We start from the raw sequence: 19,048 nt of genomic DNA, 5'->3' as shown, positions 1-19,048 counted from the left end.
ACTCAACTTGGCCCCGTTACACTGTTCGCAGTGTTGCCTGACGTCGAATCCACCGCCACGGACGAACCCCGCATGATCGCGGGGCGATACCGTGTGGGCGAGCTCATCGGGCGCGGCGGCATGGCCGACGTGCACAAGGGTGTCGACATCCGTTTGGGGCGAACGGTAGCGGTCAAATTGCTGAAGCCCTCACTGGCGACCGACCCTGCTTTCCGCACCCGTTTCCGGCAGGAGGCGCAGGCTGCGGCGCGCATGGCGCACCCCACGATCGTCCGCGTCTTCGACGCGGGCGAAGAAACCGTGCGCGATGCCATGGGCAACGAGGTGCAGGCCCCCTTCATCGTGATGGAGTACGTGGACGGCGTGCTGCTGCGCGACATCCTGCGCAACGGCCCGCTCGACCCGGCAGAGGCGGCGCGCATCGTATCCGGGCTCCTGACCGCGCTCGAATACTCGCACCGCGCGGGCGTCGTGCACCGCGATATCAAGCCCGGCAACATCATGGTCACCCGGGCCGGCCAGGTGAAGGTGATGGACTTCGGCATCGCCAGGGCCATCAGCGACTCGTCGGCCACGGTCGCTCAGACCACCGCCATCCTCGGCACAGCCAGCTACTTCTCGCCCGAGCAGGCGAAGGGCGAGACGGTGGACGCCCGCACCGACCTGTATTCCACGGGCGTCGTGCTCTTCGAGATGCTCGCCGGCCGCCCGCCGTTCCGCGGCGATACCGCCGTGGCGGTCGCGTACCAGCACGTGAGCGAGCAGCCGGTCAAGCCGAGCAGCATCAACCCCAAGGTCTCCCCCGCCTACGACATGGTCGTCATGCGTGCGCTGGCGAAAGACCGCTTCCAGCGCTACCAGAGCGCTGCCGAGTTCCGCGACGATCTCGAGCTCGCGGCATCCGGCAAGGTACCGGTGCACAAGAAGCGCGGCGACGCCTTCGACGCCGCGCTCTTCGGTGAATCGGTGACGAGCCCCACCCCGACCGAGGCGGCGCTGCGCCAGCTCGCCGACGACGACCAGGTGGTGCGCACACAGAACCGGCCGCCCGTGCTGTGGATCTGGGCCGGTGTGCTCAGCGTCGCGGTCATCATCGCCGCGCTGCTGCTGTGGGTCTTCAATCAGACACCCACTCAGCACCTCGCCGACAACGCCGCGAAGGTTCCCGTCGTGGCCGGCATGACGGTCAAAGAGGCGACGGATGCCCTCCACAAGGTAAAACTCGACCCCACCTTCACCGACGAGTCGAGTACATCGGTACCGAAGGGCAAGGTCATCGGCACCAACCCCGGTTCCGGCGTCATCGCCAGCAAGGGCGACAGCGTGACGGTCTACGTCTCGAGTGGAGCAAAGCCAGTGCAGGTGCCGACGGATGTCGCAGGCAAGTCGATCTCTGACGCCCAGAAGGAGCTCCAAGACCTCGGCTTCAAGACGGGCCAGATCACCCAGCAGGACTCTGCCACTGTGGCGGCCAACGTGGTCATCAGCACGGATCCGGCGGTCGGTTCCACCGCCCACGAGGGCGACACGATCAACTTCGTCGTCTCGAACGGGCAGGTCAACCTTCCCGACCTCACGGGAAAGAGCGTTCAGCAGGCAACGGCCATTCTGCAGGATCCCAGCCTCGGACTGGTCCCCGACGCCGAGGGCGATCCTTCGTGCAAGACGCAGACCGGCGCTCCCGTGAACCATCAGGACCAGGCCCCCGGCCCGGTACCCCAGGGCTCGACGATCAAGTTCACCTACTGCACTGGGTAGCTTTGCGCGCCTCCGGCGCGCCGCAGTCGGCGGGCCGCGTGATTGCGTACGGCGGCGGCGCGCGAGCCGCCGCCTCGTAGAGCGTGTTGCGTCGGCCGCTTGGTCGCCTTGTCCCAGTCTGGTTGTGTCGGACACGATCGGGCTGCTTGGCGGGCGCGCCTCGGAGAAGCAGCGCTCGCGAGGCTAGGTGCACGCGATGAGGCCAGGTGCATGGGCACCGGTCTCGGCGCATGCACCTAGTGTCACTGGCGTGCGGACGTCAGCCGGCCGCTAGCAGCGGGTCGAGCGTGCGAGCGCGCTCCTTCGCGGACTCCAGGCCCGCGACGGCCAGCCAGTTGCCGAGCATCCGGTAGCCGTCCTCCGTGAGCACCGACTCGGGGTGGAACTGCACACCGAAAATCGGGGCCTCACGGTGGCGGAGTCCCATGATCACGCCGCCGGGCGTGCGCGCAGTCACGATGAGCTCGTCGGGCACGGTGTCGTCGACGACGGCGAGCGAGTGATACCGCGTGGCCGTGAAGCCCTGCCGCACGTCCTCATAGAACGACGATCCGTCGTGTTCCACGATCGACGTCTTGCCGTGCATCAGTTCCTCTGCGTTCGTCACGGTGGCTCCGAACGCCTCCGCGATCGCCTGATGACCGAGGCAGACGCCCAGCAGCGGGGTTCCGGATGCAAGCGCCGCCTTGACCATATCGATCGACACGCCCGCGTCGGCCGGTGTTCCGGGCCCGGGCGACAGCAGCACGGCGTCGTAGTCCTTCAGAACCTGAGGCACGTCATCCGCCTCGATGGCGTCGTTGCGCACCACATCGGTCTGCGCACCCAGTTCGCGCAGGTATCCGTTCAGCGTGTAGACGAAGCTGTCGTAGTTGTCGATCACGAGCACTCGGGTCATGTCGCAACCGTCCCTTCCTCATTGCCCTGCAAAAGACTATCGACCCACGGGAACACCCAGGTGACCAGGCAATAGAGCACGACTGCCGCCAGCACGACCAGAATCAGTACGCGCAGCCAGACCGGACCCGGCAACACCCGCCACAGCGCGCCGTACATCAGCTGCCCCCCACTTCGGATGCGATCGCCGCCGGAGGACCGGCGGAAAGCGGCTGCCACGACTCGAACACCCCGAACGCGGCGATGCGTTCCTGGGCGTGGTACGGCGGGTTGCACGTCGTCATCGTGATGTATCTGTCGGAGGCTCGAGCACCCTGCACCTGCGGCACCGAGTACAGCACCTGCACCGCGTTCGGCGAGATGTACTCCATGTTGCGGAACCGGTACGTGTAGTAGCCGTCCTTGGTCTGGATGTAGATGGCGTCGCCGACCTGCAGCTTCGACACGTCGATGAACGTGTTGCCGTAGCCGGTGTCGTGCGCGGCGATGGCGAAGTTGCCCACCTCACCGGGCATCGCCGTCCCCGGGTAGTGCCCAACACCCGCGTTGTAGCTGTTCAGGACGGACTCGACGTCGACCGTCTCGCGGATCGTCCTCTTCCAGTCCGCACCGAACCGGGGCACGTAGATCACGGCGAACGGCTGCGCCGCGCCCGGCGCCTTCATCACCGGCGGCGGTCCATAGCCGGCGGTCTTCGTACCGTCTGCCGAATCGCTCGGGGTCGCGACCGGTGTCGGGGTCGGGGTCGGAGCGTCTTTCGCCTCGTCGAGGAACTTCTTGCTCTGCTGCGCGGCGGCGCTGTTCTGCTGCGCGGCGAGCACGCTGGACTGCCACCAGGTCTGCCATCCGATGAAGAGCAGCACGAGCACGCCCGCAGTGACGAGCAGCTCGCCGGTCACCCCTACGACGGACACCTTGTGGCGTCGCTTCGGCCGGGTCGCAGGATTCCTGCGCCCGGCGGAGTCGTCGCGATCGGTCACGAGTCGGGAGTCTAATGGCGTGCGCTCTGCACGCGCCGAGTAGTGGTCACCTTCATTTGCCGCTCACCGGAATCCCGATCCTCTCCCCGGTAAGATAAGCCGCACTATGGCTTCCAAGACCCGCACCAAGCGTTCCTCCCGGCCGGCCAACGAAGCCCGGTCGAACGACGACGCACCGAACCCGGTATGGTTCCTGCCGGTCATGCTCGGCTTCATGATCATCGGACTGCTGTGGATCGTGGTGTTCTACGTCAGCGGCAGCCAGTACCCGATCCCGCAGCTCGGCGCCTGGAACATCCTGATCGGCTTCGCGATTGCGTTCGTCGGGTTCCTCATGACCACCCGCTGGCGTTAGCACGACCTTTCTAGTCGGCCGTCCAATTACACCGGTGTAATTATCCCCCTGTGGGTAAGCCTGTGGATAACTCCGGTGCAGAGGTCCAGGGTTCAGGCGCCGGCGAAGACGTGCCAGCTGCCGGCGAGCACCAGCAGCACGCCCAGCACGATCAGCAGCACCACTTGAAGCGGGCGCCGTGATCGGGCGCGCGTCTGCGTGTAGATGAGACCGACCAGTGCTCCACCTACCAGGCCACCGACGTGTGCCTGCCAGGCGATGCTGAACCCGGGCAGAAAGCTGATCACGAGGTTGATGCCCACGAGCACGAGCAACTGGGTGATGGGTCCGCCCAGGTGACGCTGGATGATCAGCAGCGCCGCCATCATGCCGAAAATCGCGCCGGATGCGCCGACCACCGGCTGTACCGGGGAGTCGAGCACGTAGACCCCAACAGAGCCTGCGATCGCGCTCAGTACGAAAAGCGCCGCATACCGCGCCCTGCCCAGCATCGGCTCGAGCACCATGCCGAAGATCCACAGCGTGTACATGTTGAGCGCGATGTGCAGGATGTTCGCGTGCACGAACGCGGTGGTGATCATGCGCCACGGCTCGAAGGATGCGAGTACCGCCCCCTGGGAGGTCTGCACGACCGCACCGCTCGGGTATCCGTAGATCCCTGCATACCAGAGCGATGACGTCACCGGCCCGTTGCCCAGCCCGGTCACCCACTGCGCGATGAACACCAGGATGCAGATCCCGATGATGACGTAGGTGACGGTCGGCTGCCTCGGCCCGGTGAACCGGGTGAGGAACGCGGACTTGGTGCGGGGTGCCGTCGCGCGCTGCTGCCTCATGCACTCAGGGCAGATGTATCCGACCGGTGCCGGCGTCTGGCATTGGCCGCAGATGGCGCGCCCGCAGCGCTGGCAGCGCACGTAGGTCGGCCGGTCCGGATGCCGGTAGCAGACGAGCGCAGACGGCTCCCCTGGTGTGGTCGGTTGCGACACGCTGTGCTCGGTGAAGGTCGGTGTGCGCGGGCCGGCGCGGCGAGCTACGCCTGCTCGACGGAGATCGACTCGATGACGACGTCGTCGAGCGGGCGATCGCGGGAATCCGTGGGAACACCGGCGAGCTTGTCGACGATGCGCCGCGACTCGTCGTCGGCGACCTCACCGAAGATGGTGTGCTTGCCCTGGAGCCACGTGGTCGGCCCGACGGTGATGAAGAACTGGGAACCGTTGGTGCCGCGGCCGCCCTGGATGCCTGCATTCGCCATGGCCAGCATGTACGGCTGCGTGAAGTCGAGGTCAGGGCTGATCTCGTCGTCGAACCGGTAGCCGGGGCCGCCGGTGCCTGTACCCAATGGGTCGCCGCCCTGGATCATGAAGCCCGGGATGATGCGGTGGAAGATCACGCCGTCATAGAGGTTGTCGGAGCGCGCTTGACCCGTGCCGGGATCGGTCCACTCCTGCTCGCCCGTGGCGAGGCCGACGAAGTTGCGAACCGTCTTCGGTGCGTGATTGCCGTACAGGTTGACGGCGATGTCGCCGTAGTTGGTGTGCAGGGTGGCCACCGCGGTGTGCTTCGACATGGGCCCAATTCTTGCATAGCGGTTCCTGGCGTCCGCTGGCAGGTTCTGTCCACCCCCTGGCCGCCGAGCGTTTCGGTGGCAAGATGGAGGAACGCAAGTACGACCGGGTGGAGGAACCGTGAGTCTGTCACGCAAGCGCCAGAAGGAACTCAACCGGCTTCGCGCTGAAGCCCTCGATCTGTGGGACGCACAGCAGCAGGTGCTGGGTCGCGCGAACTCGGTGGCCCAGAAGGCCGGCCAGCAAGCCGCGAGCTACACCCGCGAGGAGGTCGCCCCCCGCGTTCGCGAGGGGTACGACCAGTACGTGCGCCCGGTCACGCGCGCCGCAGGCGACGTGATCGGCAATACCGTTGTCCCGGCCGTCGGCACCGTTCTCGGCACCGCCCTCAGTGTTGCCGACGTCGCGCACGACACCAGAGTTCAGGCGGCTGTGAAGCGTTTGCAGGGCGCGAAGCGCGAGCTCACCAAGCCTGCGAAGTCCGGTCCCGGGTTCGGCACCTATCTCGCGCTCGCTCTCGGCGCCGCCGCCGTGATCGGGGTCGTCTACGCCGTCTGGCAGACCTTCCGCGCAGACGACGAACTGTGGGTCGCCGAAGACGACTCCACCGAGCCGCCGGTGGCGGAGTAGCCTCCGCTCACTCGATCAGCCCTGCGAAGCGAAGGCCGATCTCGACGAGCGATACCCTTCGCAGAGCCGGGATCTCGTCGAGCCCGAACCAGCGCGCCTCATCGGTTGAGCCATCCGCCTCGTTGGTGAGCGAGCCCGCAACCACGTGGGCGCTGTAGACGATCCGCAGCGCCTGGAGCGCGCCGAGACCCGGGTTTCGCTGCTCCTCCGGGATGACGTGCGAGTGCACGCCGATCAGCTCGTCCAGTTCCGCGTCGTATCCGGTCTCCTCACGCACCTCCCGAACGGCTGCATCCGCCGGATCTTCGCCGGACTCGAGGCCCCCGCCCGGAAGCGTCCAGCCACTGCGCCCGTGCTCATTCCAGTGCGCGAGCAGCACCCTGGAGCCGTCGGCGATGACCGCGTAGGCGGCGACCCGGATGTCCATGCAGACACCCTACGTCGGCAGTCCCTTTGTGCCATCTCACCTGCGATGATCGCTACGTGACCCCAGCACCCGGCAACACCGTGCTCCCGTCCGAAGACGCCCTCGTCGGGCTCGGGTTCGACACACCCCATGATGTGAGCACCGCCGAGGTGAGGCCCGGTGGTGCGATCGCCGGGATCATCGGTGTCTGTGTGGGGTTCGGTGCTCTGGTCGGAGTCGGCGTCGGAGGGGTGATGGCGCTGTGGTCGGCCCTGTTCGGCGGCGCCGGCCTGGCCGCGTTCGACTGGATCCTGGCCGGCCTGCCCTGAGACGTGAACTACGAGGCAGTCGCCGGCGCCGTCCAGTCAAGCGTGCCGTTGCGGATGTCGGCGCGCACGTCGGCCAGCCAGGCGGCTTCCGCATCGAGCATCCGGAGTCGGTACTCGTCTTCGAGGAGGTAGATGCGGTCGACCGACGCTCGGGTCAACTGGGCGCGCTGGGATTCTCGTTCCGCATCGACAGCTGACGAACGCTCGGCGATCAGGCGCGCCGCCGACTCGGGGGTGACCATCGCCAGGACCGACAGCGCTGCCGGGAAGCGCGGGAACTCGTCGGCGAGCCCGGTGATCAGAGCGGACAACCACTCGACAGCGGCGTGACGACCGTCGGCCGTGATGGCGTAGACCCGTCGTTCGGGATAGTTCTCGGCTGTAGCGGGACTGTCGGTCTGTTCGACCAGGCCGTAGTCCACCAGCCGAGCGATGATCTGGTGCAGACTGGTGCGTTGCCGAACGTTCACGACCTTGTCTTTGCCGCGATCCTTGATCAGCTTCTGCATGCGATAGACGTGCATCGGCTCTTCGAGCAGCATCGCCAGAACGATCAGGCCCAGCACAGAGGGCCGCAGAGCCGAGGTACGCCGTCTCGCGTCATCGGCACGTGCCATGCTGTTCTCCTCGACTCATCGAACTGGAACTCCCAACACGCGATCCACGGCGTTTCTCACGGAGTCGGTGTCCGCGTGTTCCTCGTCCACCAGCCAGGCGACGTACCCGTCCGGCCGGATCAGGGCCGCCACGGTGTCGTGCGGCAGAACGTCTCTGCCCACCGGTTGCACCGCGATGCCGCGCGAGTGCATCTTTTGTTCCCACTCTTCCGCATCAGAGGCCACGGCGAGTACGAATCTATCGCCCGTCACGTCAAGGATGCTCGTGCGCCGTTCCTTGTCGATCCACCGGTGCGGCATGCGGGCACCTGCCGCGGCGACATCCGCTACGACGCCTGCGAAGGGCGCCGCCGCGACGTTTCCCAGGATCGCGGCCGACCGGTATCGCTGGCCGAACGTGCACACGATGTCGTCGACGTCGTCGTCGATTCCGCCGCCGAATCGGGCCGTCTGCCGCCTGACAGTGAGGTCGGCCAGCGCCAGGGCGACAGGTCGGCGCTCTTCCTCGTAAGTGTTCAGAAGGGTCTGATCCGCTCGCCCATCCAGCACGGCGGCAAGCTTCCAGGCGAGGTTGTGCGCATCCTGGATGCCCGAGTTCGCGCCCATCGCACCAGCAGGCGGCCAGACGTGCGCCGCGTCGCCGACGAGGAACGCGCATCCCTGCCGGTACCGCTCCGCCACGCCAACGGCCTGCTGCCATGGCGTCACGTCGATCACGTCGACCTCTCGCTCAGAGTCGCCGAGCGCGTCACGGATGATCGTGGTGCACTTCTCTGCGTCGAAGGACGTCAGCGGTGTGGTCGCCGGGTCGTAGGTCACGCCGATGCTCCACCTGCCCGGTCGAGCCGTGGTCGTCAGCGACGCGAAGCCGAGTTGCTCGTTGAGCACAATCCAGAACAATGCCCGCTTCTCGACAAGGTCGGCTAGCTCAGCGTCGAACACGATGCTGACCCAGTGCCGCACCTCGGCCGGGCCGTCTCGTCGAATGCCCAACGCCTCACGAAGGCCACTTGCGTATCCGTCTGCCGCGATGAGGTAGTCGCAAGACACGCGCCGCATAGCGCCGCTCCCCAGGCTCCGCAACGTCGCCGTCGCGCCATCCGCGCGCACCTCGATCTGCTCGGCGATGGTTCCGCGTTCGATGATCGCGCCCAGCTCGCGCGCCCGACGGCTGAGCACGGGCTCCACGGTGTTCTGATCCGCCATCACGAAAGAGGAAGGGCTGATCGTGGCCAAGCGCGGGTCGGGCTCCGGGTCGTACAGCCACTCCCACGGGCCGGCCAGAGATGCACACCGAGCGACACCCGCTTCGCCGGCGAACGGCGCCGAGAGCGCCTCCACCTCTTCGTGGATGCCGACCGTGCGATACAGCTCCATGGTCCGCTGGTTGACGCCACGGGCACGCCCCTGCACGCTTACGCCGTCGTGGCGGTCCACCATCAGGGCCTGCACGCCGTTTTGCGCCAGGAAGAGCGCCATGGCTGTGCCCGCATATCCGCCACCCACGATCAGTACCGGCACGTGGATGGCGGGCTCGCCCTGTTCATTGTTGGTCTGCTCGTTCATGCTTCTAGTTATAACATAACTAGTGTGTATATGACTAGATCGGATGCAGCGACTTCAGGCTGAACGTCGCACGAGCACCCGGTGGGGCCAGACCACGATACGGACAGCGGCAGAGAATGAACGGGGACCTGGCAGCACGCACGCACGCCCAAAGATGCGGAACACGCAGACGTCGCCTTGCCGCCAACGCAGGCGAGCGACGGTCAGAACTGTGGAGCCTAGGAGAATCGAACTCCTGACTTCCTGCTTGCAAAGCAGGCGCTCTACCAACTGAGCTAAGGCCCCGTGCGGAGAATTGGTGGGGATACGAGGACTTGAACCTCGGACCTCTTCGTTATCAGCGAAGCGCTCTAACCGCCTGAGCTATATCCCCGACATGGACCATCGAAATGGCCGAATGACAGACTACCTGAGCGCCTTCGATCACGCGAATCGTGGCGGGAGGTGGTCAGTTGTGTTCGCAGCTTCGCTGCTCAACAACTTCCATCGGCTCGGCAGAGCGAGCAAGCTCGCTCTGCGCTCACCTCAGTCAGTTGTTGGTGAAGCCGATCAGCAGGCCACCGGTGATCTTCACGCTGAGGTTGTACAGCAGCGAGCACACGGCACCGAGCGCGGTCGTGATCACCAGGTTGAGGATCGCGACGACGATCGAGAAGCCCATGACCGTGCCGAGGCTGAGAATCGACTTCAGGTCACTGCCGCTCGTGCCCGAGATGTCTTTGAACAGACTGTTCAGGTTGTCGAAGATGCCAGTCTGATCGAGCACGATCCAGATCAGGAACGTACCAACGATCGAGATGATCGCCAGGCACAGACCCACCAGGAACGACAGTTTCACCGCCGACCAGAAGTCGATGTAGACGAGGCGAAGCCTGACCTGCTTGGCCGGCCCCTTCCGAGACGAGGATGTCTTCTTCGCCAATCGTTCCGCCACACTAGTCATCTACGGGGTTGTCCTTTCCGGGCTGCTCGGCCTCCTCACCGGTCGATTCCTCTTCCGGTTCGGCGTCGTGAGCGTCCAGATTCCGCTCGCTGTTCCGCGCGATGGCGATGATCCTGTCGTCATCGGCGAAGCGAGCGAACACGACACCCATGGTGTCACGGCCCTTCGCCGGCACCTCGGCCACGGCAGAGCGTACCACCTTGCCGCTGGCAAGAACCACGAGAACCTCGTCCTCATCCTCGACGATCAGGGCGCCGGCGAGGTCACCTCTGTCATCGCTCAGCTTTGCCACTTTGATTCCCAGACCACCGCGACCCTGTCGTCGGTACTGATCGACAGCGGTTCGCTTCGCGTAGCCGCCCTCGGTCACGACGAACACGTAACCTTCGTCGGCGGAAGCTGAGGTTTCGCTGCGATCCGCGCCCATGGTCCCGATCACGGCTGCATCCAGCAGCGCATCGTCACCGCGGAAGTGCATGCCGATGACACCGGAGGTCGAGCGCCCCATCGGTCGAAGCGCCTCGTCGGTCGCCGTGAATCGCAACGACATGCCCTTGCGCGAGACGAGCAGGATGTCGGAATCCTCCTCGACGAGCAAGGCGGAGATGAGCTCGTCCTCCTCGCGCAGCCGGATCGCGATGATCCCGCCCGTGCGGTTGGTGTCGTACTCCTTCAGCTCAGTCTTCTTCACCAGGCCGTCGCGCGTGGCGAGCACCAGGTACTTCGCGGCGGAGTAGTCGCGGATGTCGAGAATCTCTGCGATCTCTTCATCCGGTTGCATGGCGAGAAGGTTGGCCACGTGCTGGCCCTTCGCGTCCCGTCCTGCTTCGGGCACCTCGTACGTCTTCGCCCGGTAGACCCGGCCCTTGGTCGTGAAGAACAGCAGCCAGTGGTGGGTCGTCGTCACGAAGAAGTGGTCGACGACATCCTCGCCGCGCAGCTGGGCTCCCTTCACGCCCTTGCCGCCGCGATGCTGCGAGCGGTAGTTGTCGCTGCGCGTGCGCTTGATGTAGCCGCCGCGGGTGACGGTGACGACCATCTCCTCTTCGGGGATGAGGTCTTCAACGCTCATATCGCCGTCGAAGCCGTAGAGGATGTTCGTGCGCCGCTCGTCACCGTACTTCTCGGCGATCTCGGTGAGCTCCTCTGACACGATCGATCGCTGGCGAACGTCGTCCGCGAGAATCGCCTTGTAATCGGCGATCTCCGCCTCGAGCTTGGCGAGGTTGTCGATGATCTTCTGCCGTTCGAGGGCCGCGAGCCGGCGCAGCTGCATGGAGAGGATGGCATCCGCCTGCACCTGATCGACGTCGAGCAGCTCGATCAGTCCCGCACGCGCCTCGTCGGCGCTCGGCGAACGGCGGATGAGCGCGATGACCTCGTCGAGCGCGTCGAGCGCCTTCACGAGGCCGCGCTGGATGTGCGCGTCCTCCTCCGCCTTGCGCAGACGGAACTGGGTGCGCCGAACGATCACGTCGATCTGGTGATCGACCCACGCGCTCACGAACCCGTCGAGCGGAAGAGTGCGCGGCACCCCGTCGACGATGGCGAGCATGTTGGCGCCGAAGTTCTCCTGCAGCTGCGTGTGCTTGTACAGGTTGTTCAGCACGACCTTCGCCACGGCGTCGCGCTTGAGCACGATGACCAGCCGCTGGCCGGTGCGACCGCTGGACTCGTCGCGGATGTCCGCGATGCCGCCGATGCGTCCGTCCTTCACGAACTCGGCGATCTTGATCGCGAGGTTGTCGGGGTTGACCTGGTAGGGGAGCTCGGTGACGACGAGGCAGGTGCGGCCTTGGATCTCCTCGACGTTCACGACCGAGCGCATCGTGATCGATCCGCGTCCCGTGCGGTAGGCGTCGTGGATGCCCTTCACACCGAGGATCTGCGCACCGGTCGGGAAGTCCGGCCCCTTGATGCGCTCCATGAGCGCCTCGAGCAGTTCCTCGCGCGAGGCATCCGGGTGCTCCAGCGCCCACAGCGCTCCGGCGGCCACCTCGCGCATATTGTGCGGGGGGATGTTCGTAGCCATGCCGACCGCGATGCCGACCGAACCGTTGACCAGCAGGTTCGGGAACCGGCTCGGAAGGATGGTCGGCTCCTGCGTGCGACCGTCGTAGTTGTCGGTGAAGTCGACGGTGTCTTCGTCGATGTCGCGCACCATCTCGAGCGCGAGCGGTGCCATCTTCGTCTCGGTGTACCGCATCGCGGCCGCACCGTCGTTCCCCGGCGACCCGAAGTTGCCCTGTCCCAGCGCGAGCGGGTACCGCAGGCTCCATGGCTGCACCAGGCGAACCAGGGTGTCGTAGATGGCGGTGTCGCCGTGCGGGTGGAACTGGCCCATCACGTCGCCGACGACGCGCGAGCACTTCGAGAAGGCGCGGTCCGGACGGTATCCGCCGTCGTACATCGCGTAGATCACGCGGCGGTGCACGGGCTTCAGCCCATCCCGCACCTCGGGAAGGGCACGGCCGACGATGACCGCCATCGCGTAGTCGAGGTAGCTGCGCTGCATCTCCAACTGCAGCTCGACCGGCTCGATCTTGCCGTGCACGATGCCATCGTCGATGGGATCGACGTCGGTCGCACTACCGTCGACGTCGCCACTTCCGAGATTGCCAGTGCCGTCGATCTCGTCTGCCATCTACTTCTTCTTCGTCTCTTCTACTCGTTTGCTAACGCTCGCCTGTTTCGATACCTGCGCCGGCCACTCGACCAGCGGTGACTACCGCGGACCAGCTGTACTCAGATGTCGAGGAATCGAACGTCTTTCGCGTTCTTCTGGATGAAATGGCGTCGCGACTCGACGTCCTCGCCCATCAGCGTGGCGAAGGTCTCGTCGGCCGCCGCCGCATCCTCCATGGTCACCTGCCTGAGCGTGCGCGTCTCCGGGTTCATCGTGGTCTCCCAGAGCTCCTGATAGCTCATCTCGCCGAGACCCTTGTAGCGCTGGATGCCGTTGTCTTTCGGGATGCGCTTGCCGGCGGCAAGCCCATCGGCGAGGAGGGCATCCCTCTCGCGGTCGGAGTACACGAACTCGTGGTCGGCGTTCGACCACTTGAGCCGGAACAGCGGCGGCTGGGCGAGGTAGACGTAGCCGAGCTCGATGAGCGGCCGCATGTAGCGGAACAACAGCGTGAGCAGCAGGGTCGTGATGTGCTGGCCGTCGACATCCGCATCCGCCATCAGCACGATCTTGTGGTACCTGGCCTTCTCGCCGTTGAACTCCTCGCCGATGCCCGTGCCGAACGCGGTGATCATCGCCTGGATCTCGGCGTTCGCGAGCGCACGATCGAGCCGAGCCTTCTCGACGTTCAGGATCTTGCCGCGAAGCGGAAGGATGGCCTGGGTCGCCGGATTGCGTCCCTGCTTCGCCGATCCGCCGGCCGAGTCGCCCTCGACGAGGAAGATCTCGCTCTCCGCGGGGTTGCGGCTGGAGCAGTCCGCGAGCTTTCCCGGCATCCCGCCGCCTTCGAGCAGACCCTTGCGCCGAGCGGTGTCGCGCGCCTTGCGTGCCGCCATGCGGGCGCTGGCCGCCTGGATGGCCTTGCGGATGATCTCCTTCGCCTGGTTCGGGTTTCGGTCGAACCAATCGCCGAGTTGATCGCCGACGACCTTCTGCACGAATGCCTTCGCCTCGGTGTTGCCAAGCTTCGTCTTCGTCTGACCCTCGAACTGCGGTTCGCCGAGTTTGACGGAGACCACCGCGGTGAGCCCCTCGCGCACGTCTTCGCCGGAGAGGTTGTCATCCTTCTCCTTGAGGATGCCCTTGTCTCGCGCGTACCTGTTGACCAGCGTGGTCAGCGCCGCACGGAAACCCTCTTCGTGGGTGCCGCCTTCGTGCGTGTTGATCGTGTTCGCGTACGTGTGGACGCTCTCGGTGTAGGCCGTCGTCCACTGCATCGCGACCTCGAGCGCGATCTTGCGCTCGGTGTCTTCGGACTCGAACGAGATGATCTCGTCGTTCACCACCTCGGCGCGCTTGGCCGAGTTGAGGTACTCGACGTAGTCCTCGAGCCCACGCTGGTAGAGGAATGTGTCGTTGCGCTCAGGAACGACCTCGCCCTCTTCGTCCAATGCCTCGCGTTCCCGCTTGTCCCACAGCGAGATCTTCAGTCCCTTGTTCAGGAACGCGTACTGCTGGAACCGGGTGCGGAGGGTCTCGTAGTCGAACTCCACCGTTTCGAACGTGTCGCTGCTCGGCCAGAACGTAATGGTCGTTCCGGTCTCGGTCGTGGCCTCACCCTGCTCGAGCGGGGCATCCGGAACACCGTCGTGATAGCTCTGTCTCCAGACGTGTCCCTGGTTCTTCACCTCCACCTCGAGGCGCCTCGAGAGGGCGTTCACGACCGAGGAGCCGACGCCGTGCAGACCACCGGAGACCGCATAGGCTCCGCCGCCGAACTTGCCGCCGGCGTGCAGCACCGTGAGAACGAGTTCAACGGTGGAGATGCCCTCGGGTTGGTGGATGTCGACAGGGATGCCGCGCGCGTTGTCGACGACGCGCACGCCGCCATCCTTCGTGAGCGTGATGTCGATGTGGTCGCCGTAGCCTGCCAGATACTCGTCTACGGCGTTGTCGACGATCTCCGTGACAAGGTGGTGCAGACCGCGCGGACCCGTGGATCCGATGTACATACCCGGCCGCTTGCGGACCGCCTCGAGTCCTTCGAGAACCTGAATCTGGCTCGCGCCGTAGTCGTTGTCGGTTCCAGCCGTCTTCGGTTCCATCGTCATTCGGTTAGGGCTCCTGACCGCACATTTTTCGTGACCACTCATTCTACCAAGAGCGGACCGAGGATCTGGCGCGAAACGGCCCTCTGAAGCGATGAAATCGCGCGGGTGACCAGATTTGCCGGCTCAACCGTAGGTGTCGCGTGGACCGCGCCCTGGAACGGACCTGGGGCCGCGTTTCCAGGTGGGGACGTCAGGGCCCAAAAACCGGATACTTTCCACACCCGCCTCCGGGTATCGCTTCTCGATGTGCTGTAAGAGCTCTCCGCGCATCAGCCGCAGCTGAGTCGCCCAGCTCGTCGAGTCGCAACGAACCGTCAGCACGTGGCCTTCCACCTCGACCGGATCCGAGTGCTTGGCGGTCTCCTCGCCAACGACCTCCGTCCACGCGGCGATCAGCTCCGACTTGGCCAGTGGCGAGTTCCAGCCGAGTTCGTCGGTGAGCGAGTCGATGACTCCGCCGAGTCCGTGCGGTTCCCGGCCGGGCTCGAACGGCTGGCTTCCCGATCGTTCTGTGCGCGCAGTCCGGGCACTTCGGCGCGGACCACGCCCTGGATCCACTCCGAACAACTCCTTGAGATGCCGGTAGAAGTCGGATGCCTCACTCATCTCAGCGACTCCCGGGCGCCCGAGTCCTCCGCCTCGCTCGGCTCGGACTCGATCACACGGCCGGCCTCGATGTGCACGGTGTGGGCGCGCAAGGCATCCGGCACGTCGTCGAGCACCGCTGAGGTGACGAGCACCTGCTCGAAATCGTGCACGGATGCCGCCAGTCGCGCCCGCCGTTTCTGGTCCAGTTCCGCGAACACGTCGTCCAGGATCAGCACGGGATCCCCGGCGCTCGAGTGCTCGCGCAGCAGCTGAGCGGATGCCAGCCGCAGCGACAGCGCGAACGACCACGACTCGCCGTGGCTGGCGTAGCCCTTCGCAGGTAACCCATTGAGTTGGAACGAGACGTCGTCGCGATGCGGACCGACCAGCGTCACGCCTCGCTCGAGCTCGCGCGGCCGCAGCCGCGCGACGGCTGCCGCGAATCTGTCGCGGGTGGATCCCGGTTCGATCGTTCCACCGGCGTTGCCCTGCCTCGATGCAGAGTCGTCATCATCGTCGGGTGTTGCGCCATCCACCGACAACAGCGGCACCAGGCGCGGATCGTGGTCGTCGCCGGCGACCGACCGATACGCGTCCCGCACCGGCTCACGCAACTCGTCGACCAGCGCGGAGCGTTCGTCGATGATCTCGGAGCCGAGCGTCACCAATCGCTCGTCCCAGACATCCAGGGTCGACAACGCCGACCCGCGCACACCGGATGCCCGTGCCGACTTGAGAAGCGTGTTGCGCTGCTTCAGCACCCGGTCGTAGTCGGCCAGAACCCCCGCCAGCCGCGGGGTACGTTGCACGAGCACCGTGTCGAGCATCCTGCGCCGCACGGCGGGTTCGCCCCTGACCAGCGCAAGATCTTCCGGCGCGAAAAGCACCGTGGACAGGTAGCGCACCAGCTCACGTGGCCGCGACGAGGTGCGGTTCACCATCGCCTTGTTCGCCGACGACCGGTTCAGCTGCAACTCCAGGAGAACCGCACGGCCGTCGTGTTCCAGACGCACCCTGACGACTGCCGCCGCGGAATCCTGCCGGATCATCGCCGCGTCGATCGGTGTGCGATGCGATGCTCCGGTGGAGAGGAAGACGAGCGACTCGACGAGATTCGTCTTGCCCTGTCCGTTGCTGCCGACGAACAAGTTCGGGCCGGCCGCCAGCTCGACCTCGGCGGATTCGTAGTTGCGAAAATCGGTGAGCGACAGGTGCGTCACGCGCATCGCTCACCACCTCTTCCCGTAAGTTGAGCTCCGCCCAACCGGCGAGAGTACCGAGTCAGTCGACGGCCTTCACGGCATGACCGCCGAACTGGTTGCGTAGCGCGGCCACCGCCTTCATGGCCGGCGAGTCTTCCTGCCGTGAGACGAATCGCGCGAAGATCGACGCGCTGATCGTGGGCATCGGCACCGCGTGATTCAGCGCCTCCTCGACAGTCCAGCGCCCCTCACCGGAATCGTCGACGTAGCCCTCGATGTGCTCGAACTCGGGGTCCTGTTCCAGCGCGCGCACCAGCAGTTCGAGCAGCCAGGAGCGCACCACGGTTCCGCGCTGCCACGCCTTGAACGTGCCTGTGACGTCTTTGATGATGTCTTTGCGGGTGTCGAGCAGCTCATACCCTTCGGCATATGCCTGCATGAGCGCGTACTCGATGCCGTTGTGCACCATTTTCGCGTAGTGGCCGGCGCCGACCTCGCCGACGTGCACGAACCCCTCGTCGCGTGGACCGTCCGGGCGAAGCGCGTCGAACACCGGCATGACGCGCTGCACCTGCGTGTCGCTTCCGCCGACCATGAGGCCGTACCCGTTGTCGAGTCCCCAGATGCCGCCGGACACACCGGCATCGACGAAGTCGACCCCGGTCTTGGAGAGCAGTTCGGCGTGCTTGAAGTCCTCGGTGAACTTCGAGTTGCCCCCGTCGATCACGAGATCGCCGGCCTCGAGCAGTCCTGCGAGATCGTTCACGACGCTGTCGGTGACGGCACCGGCCGGCACCATGACCCACACGGTGCGGGGTGCAGGAAGCGCTGCGACGAGATCGGCGAGGGTGGCCACATCCGAGACATCCGGATTCGTGTCGTACCCGGTGACGTCGATGCCCTTGCGCTCGAGCCGGGCACGCATGTTGTTGCCCATCCTGCCGAGACCGATGAGACCGATGTGCATGAGGAGCCCTTCGTCGTGTGAGTCGAACCGCTGACCGAACGGGGTCAGCGCAACAGCAGGTTCGGCTGCAACAGATACCGGTAGCTGTCGCTTCCCGCCTGTTCCTTGCTGGTCTGGCTCGTAATGAGCACGGGACCCGGCTTGTTCGGGTTGTCGGTCTTCGTGAACGAGATGCGCACGTACTCCGAGTGCACCGCGCCCAGACCGTCGAGCAGGAACTGGGGCTTCAGCGAGACCACGGTGTCATCGCCGGTGAGGAGAGCGTCGATGCTCTCGGATGCCTGTGCCTGCTCCGATCCGATCGCCTCGAGCGTCAGCCCGTCAGTGCTGAACGAGAACCGGAGGGCCGCTTCCCGCTCAAGAACGAGGGAGACGCGACGGGTCGCCTCGATCAGGTCGGCGGTGTTGATGACGGCGTAGTTGTCGACGCTCTCCGGAAAGAGCCGCTTCACAGGAGGGAAGTTGCCCTTGATGAGCAGGGATGTCACGGTCTTCTTCTCGGCGGTGAACGCGATGAGCTCGCGGTCGTCTTTCGCCACGAGAGTCACGTCGATGTTTCCGTTGTGGCCGAACGTCTTGCCGATCTCCTGCAGCGTGCGAGCCGGAACGAGCGCCGTGGAGGGCTCGGACTGGCCGATCGATCCCTCCCAGTCGATCTCGCGCACGGCCACGCGATAACGGTCGGTCGCCACCAGACTGAGCCGGTTCTCGGTGATCTCGAGCTGCACGCCGGTGATCACGGGTGTGACGTCGTCGCGGGATGCGGCCACAGCAACCTGCGCAACGGCCTGGGAGAAGTCGTCGGCCGGCACGACCCCGGATTCGCCGGAGATCTGCGGCAACGTGGGATATTCCTCGACCGGCATGGACAGCAGTGTGAAGTTGGCGGTCCCGCAGCTGACGACGATGCGGTTCTCTTCCGTGGCGAACGTGACAGGGGCGTTCGGAAGCTTGGAGGCGATCTCCGCGAGCAGGCGACCGGAGACGAGAACCGTTCCCGGTTCTTCGACGGCAGCGGAGATCTCGGTGTGCGCCGAGACCTCGTAGTCGAACGCAGAGAGCGAGATGCCGTCATCCGTCGTGCTGATCAGGATTCCGCTCAGAATCGGCAGGGTGGTGCGCTGGGGCAGAAGTTTGACGGTGAACGAGACCGCTTCGCTCAGCACATCGCGGTTGGCTTGAAACCTCAACGTCGTCTCCCCTGTCGTCCGATGGGCGCGTGCCGCTCCATGCTACTGCGAGGCAAGCGGGCAGTGCCGACCAGCGATCGGCTGCAACCACGCGAGATCGTGCGGTTCGTTGAGGTTGTCGGCCGACTGCTTAAAGAAGTTGTTCTCTTAATCGGCTTAACCGCTGTGGAAACTGTGGATAACTCGGTGGATCTGAGGCGGACAGTGGGAACTACATCGGTGTGAGTTGTCCATGGGCTGTTGAGGAGGCCACCGGGTGCGGGGTCATGGGAGGCCGCGGAATGACAAGGATTTCACAAGCGTCTCGCATCC

Annotated in this window: 19 protein-coding genes and 2 tRNA genes; 4 read left to right on the top strand and 17 right to left on the bottom strand. The window is 65.4% G+C overall.

All coding sequences use genetic code 11. From position 1 onward, the window contains the following. Positions 1–30 precede the first annotated feature (30 nt). Entirely contained in the window at positions 31–1,758 is a 1,728-nt protein-coding gene (gene pknB, locus ACYVI5_RS18420) for a Stk1 family PASTA domain-containing Ser/Thr kinase (protein ID WP_460581519.1), read from the top strand. A 259-nt stretch (positions 1,759–2,017) separates the two neighbouring features. Here pknB and ACYVI5_RS18415 read toward each other — a convergent pair whose 3' ends face one another. Genes ACYVI5_RS18415 through ACYVI5_RS18405 form a run of 3 tightly spaced genes read right to left on the bottom strand, consistent with a single transcriptional unit; the run spans position 2,018 to position 3,635 of the window. Then, on the bottom strand, positions 2,018–2,656 hold the full coding sequence (locus ACYVI5_RS18415) for an anthranilate synthase component II (protein ID WP_460581518.1): 639 nt from the start codon (positions 2,654–2,656) through the stop codon (positions 2,018–2,020). After that, entirely contained in the window at positions 2,653–2,814 is a 162-nt protein-coding gene (locus tag ACYVI5_RS18410) for a hypothetical protein (RefSeq protein ID WP_460581517.1), read from the bottom strand. Before ACYVI5_RS18410 ends, ACYVI5_RS18415 begins: the two co-directional genes overlap by 4 nt. Beyond that, positions 2,814–3,635: a class E sortase gene (locus ACYVI5_RS18405; protein WP_460581516.1), complete on the bottom strand. Its 822-nt coding sequence runs from the start codon at positions 3,633–3,635 to the stop codon at positions 2,814–2,816. The genes ACYVI5_RS18410 and ACYVI5_RS18405 overlap by 1 nt, the downstream gene beginning before the upstream one ends. 106 nt (positions 3,636–3,741) lie before the next feature. On the opposite strand from ACYVI5_RS18405, the gene ACYVI5_RS18400 reads away from it, so the two are divergent. Then, complete coding sequence (locus tag ACYVI5_RS18400; RefSeq protein WP_440293848.1) at positions 3,742–3,990, top strand: cell division protein CrgA; 249 nt, start codon at positions 3,742–3,744, stop codon at positions 3,988–3,990. A gap of 92 nt (positions 3,991–4,082) precedes the next feature. On the opposite strand, the gene ACYVI5_RS18395 is transcribed toward ACYVI5_RS18400, so the two are convergent. Further along, positions 4,083–4,826, bottom strand: a complete 744-nt coding sequence (locus tag ACYVI5_RS18395; protein WP_460581515.1) for a rhomboid family intramembrane serine protease — start codon at positions 4,824–4,826, stop codon at positions 4,083–4,085. Between the two features lie 197 nt (positions 4,827–5,023). Continuing rightward, positions 5,024–5,563, bottom strand: coding sequence for a peptidylprolyl isomerase (locus ACYVI5_RS18390; RefSeq protein WP_460581514.1), 540 nt, complete (start codon positions 5,561–5,563; stop codon positions 5,024–5,026). 118 nt (positions 5,564–5,681) lie between these two features. On the opposite strand from ACYVI5_RS18390, the gene ACYVI5_RS18385 reads away from it, so the two are divergent. Next, on the top strand, positions 5,682–6,191 hold the full coding sequence (locus ACYVI5_RS18385) for a DNA helicase (protein WP_460536294.1): 510 nt from the start codon (positions 5,682–5,684) through the stop codon (positions 6,189–6,191). Positions 6,192–6,198: 7 nt separating this feature from the next. Here the strand turns inward: ACYVI5_RS18385 and ACYVI5_RS18380 are convergent, their stop codons facing one another. Further along, a complete protein-coding gene (locus ACYVI5_RS18380) occupies positions 6,199–6,618 on the bottom strand; it encodes an NUDIX hydrolase (protein WP_460581513.1) in 420 nt (139 codons plus the stop codon). 56 nt (positions 6,619–6,674) lie between these two features. Between ACYVI5_RS18380 and ACYVI5_RS18375 the strand changes: the two genes are divergently transcribed. Continuing rightward, positions 6,675–6,926 (top strand): hypothetical protein, encoded by a 252-nt coding sequence (locus ACYVI5_RS18375; protein ID WP_460581512.1) that lies wholly within the window; start codon positions 6,675–6,677, stop codon positions 6,924–6,926. Between the two features lie 8 nt (positions 6,927–6,934). Here ACYVI5_RS18375 and ACYVI5_RS18370 read toward each other — a convergent pair whose 3' ends face one another. From ACYVI5_RS18370 to dnaN, 11 genes are all read right to left on the bottom strand, one after another. Further along, positions 6,935–7,543 carry a PadR family transcriptional regulator gene (locus tag ACYVI5_RS18370; RefSeq protein ID WP_460581511.1) on the bottom strand — a complete coding sequence of 203 codons (609 nt, stop codon included), beginning with the start codon at positions 7,541–7,543 and terminating at the stop codon, positions 6,935–6,937. A 15-nt stretch (positions 7,544–7,558) separates the two neighbouring features. Then, the gene (locus ACYVI5_RS18365) at positions 7,559–9,109 is read right to left on the bottom strand and encodes a Rossmann-fold NAD(P)-binding domain-containing protein (RefSeq protein ID WP_460581510.1); all 1,551 of its coding nucleotides are present in this window, start codon (positions 9,107–9,109) and stop codon (positions 7,559–7,561) included. A 212-nt stretch (positions 9,110–9,321) separates the two neighbouring features. Continuing rightward, a tRNA-Ala gene (locus tag ACYVI5_RS18360) sits at positions 9,322–9,394 on the bottom strand. Between the two features lie 11 nt (positions 9,395–9,405). Next, a tRNA-Ile gene (locus tag ACYVI5_RS18355) sits at positions 9,406–9,482 on the bottom strand. Positions 9,483–9,638: 156 nt separating this feature from the next. Then, on the bottom strand, positions 9,639–10,052 hold the full coding sequence (locus ACYVI5_RS18350) for a DUF3566 domain-containing protein (RefSeq protein WP_460536429.1): 414 nt from the start codon (positions 10,050–10,052) through the stop codon (positions 9,639–9,641). Beyond that, positions 10,045–12,696 (bottom strand): DNA gyrase subunit A, encoded by a 2,652-nt coding sequence (gene gyrA / locus ACYVI5_RS18345; RefSeq protein WP_460581509.1) that lies wholly within the window; start codon positions 12,694–12,696, stop codon positions 10,045–10,047. Before gyrA ends, ACYVI5_RS18350 begins: the two co-directional genes overlap by 8 nt. Before the next feature lie 101 nt (positions 12,697–12,797). Then, on the bottom strand, positions 12,798–14,789 hold the full coding sequence (gene gyrB / locus ACYVI5_RS18340; RefSeq protein WP_460581508.1) for a DNA topoisomerase (ATP-hydrolyzing) subunit B: 1,992 nt from the start codon (positions 14,787–14,789) through the stop codon (positions 12,798–12,800). 123 nt (positions 14,790–14,912) lie between these two features. Then, the gene (locus ACYVI5_RS18335) at positions 14,913–15,395 is read right to left on the bottom strand and encodes a DciA family protein (RefSeq protein ID WP_460581507.1); all 483 of its coding nucleotides are present in this window, start codon (positions 15,393–15,395) and stop codon (positions 14,913–14,915) included. Further along, the gene (recF, locus tag ACYVI5_RS18330; protein WP_460581506.1) at positions 15,392–16,603 is read right to left on the bottom strand and encodes a DNA replication/repair protein RecF; all 1,212 of its coding nucleotides are present in this window, start codon (positions 16,601–16,603) and stop codon (positions 15,392–15,394) included. Before recF ends, ACYVI5_RS18335 begins: the two co-directional genes overlap by 4 nt. A 55-nt stretch (positions 16,604–16,658) precedes the next feature. Continuing rightward, on the bottom strand, positions 16,659–17,546 hold the full coding sequence (gene gnd / locus ACYVI5_RS18325) for an NADP(+)-dependent, decarboxylating phosphogluconate dehydrogenase (RefSeq protein WP_460581505.1): 888 nt from the start codon (positions 17,544–17,546) through the stop codon (positions 16,659–16,661). A gap of 44 nt (positions 17,547–17,590) precedes the next feature. After that, positions 17,591–18,736, bottom strand: coding sequence for a DNA polymerase III subunit beta (dnaN, locus tag ACYVI5_RS18320; RefSeq protein WP_460536442.1), 1,146 nt, complete (start codon positions 18,734–18,736; stop codon positions 17,591–17,593). Positions 18,737–19,048 lie beyond the last annotated feature (312 nt).

It is taken from the genome of Humibacter ginsengisoli (assembly GCF_054780095.1).
Note: the sequence above shows the minus strand (reverse complement) of the source record. Positions and strands in the feature narration are given on the sequence as shown.

Coding starts and splice junctions, on each gene's coding strand:
- ACYVI5_RS18415 (WP_460581518.1), bottom strand. CDS start 2,656: ATGACCCGAGTGCTCGTGATCGACAACTACGACAGCTTCGTCTACACG.
- ACYVI5_RS18410 (WP_460581517.1), bottom strand. CDS start 2,814: ATGTACGGCGCGCTGTGGCGGGTGTTGCCGGGTCCGGTCTGGCTGCGC.
- ACYVI5_RS18400 (WP_440293848.1), top strand. CDS start 3,742: ATGGCTTCCAAGACCCGCACCAAGCGTTCCTCCCGGCCGGCCAACGAA.
- ACYVI5_RS18395 (WP_460581515.1), bottom strand. CDS start 4,826: ATGAGGCAGCAGCGCGCGACGGCACCCCGCACCAAGTCCGCGTTCCTC.
- ACYVI5_RS18390 (WP_460581514.1), bottom strand. CDS start 5,563: ATGTCGAAGCACACCGCGGTGGCCACCCTGCACACCAACTACGGCGAC.
- ACYVI5_RS18380 (WP_460581513.1), bottom strand. CDS start 6,618: ATGGACATCCGGGTCGCCGCCTACGCGGTCATCGCCGACGGCTCCAGG.
- ACYVI5_RS18370 (WP_460581511.1), bottom strand. CDS start 7,543: ATGGCACGTGCCGATGACGCGAGACGGCGTACCTCGGCTCTGCGGCCC.
- ACYVI5_RS18365 (WP_460581510.1), bottom strand. CDS start 9,109: ATGAACGAGCAGACCAACAATGAACAGGGCGAGCCCGCCATCCACGTG.
- ACYVI5_RS18350 (WP_460536429.1), bottom strand. CDS start 10,052: ATGACTAGTGTGGCGGAACGATTGGCGAAGAAGACATCCTCGTCTCGG.
- gyrA (WP_460581509.1), bottom strand. CDS start 12,696: ATGGCAGACGAGATCGACGGCACTGGCAATCTCGGAAGTGGCGACGTC.
- gyrB (WP_460581508.1), bottom strand. CDS start 14,789: ATGACGATGGAACCGAAGACGGCTGGAACCGACAACGACTACGGCGCG.
- ACYVI5_RS18335 (WP_460581507.1), bottom strand. CDS start 15,395: ATGAGTGAGGCATCCGACTTCTACCGGCATCTCAAGGAGTTGTTCGGA.
- recF (WP_460581506.1), bottom strand. CDS start 16,603: ATGCGCGTGACGCACCTGTCGCTCACCGATTTTCGCAACTACGAATCC.
- gnd (WP_460581505.1), bottom strand. CDS start 17,546: ATGCACATCGGTCTCATCGGTCTCGGCAGGATGGGCAACAACATGCGT.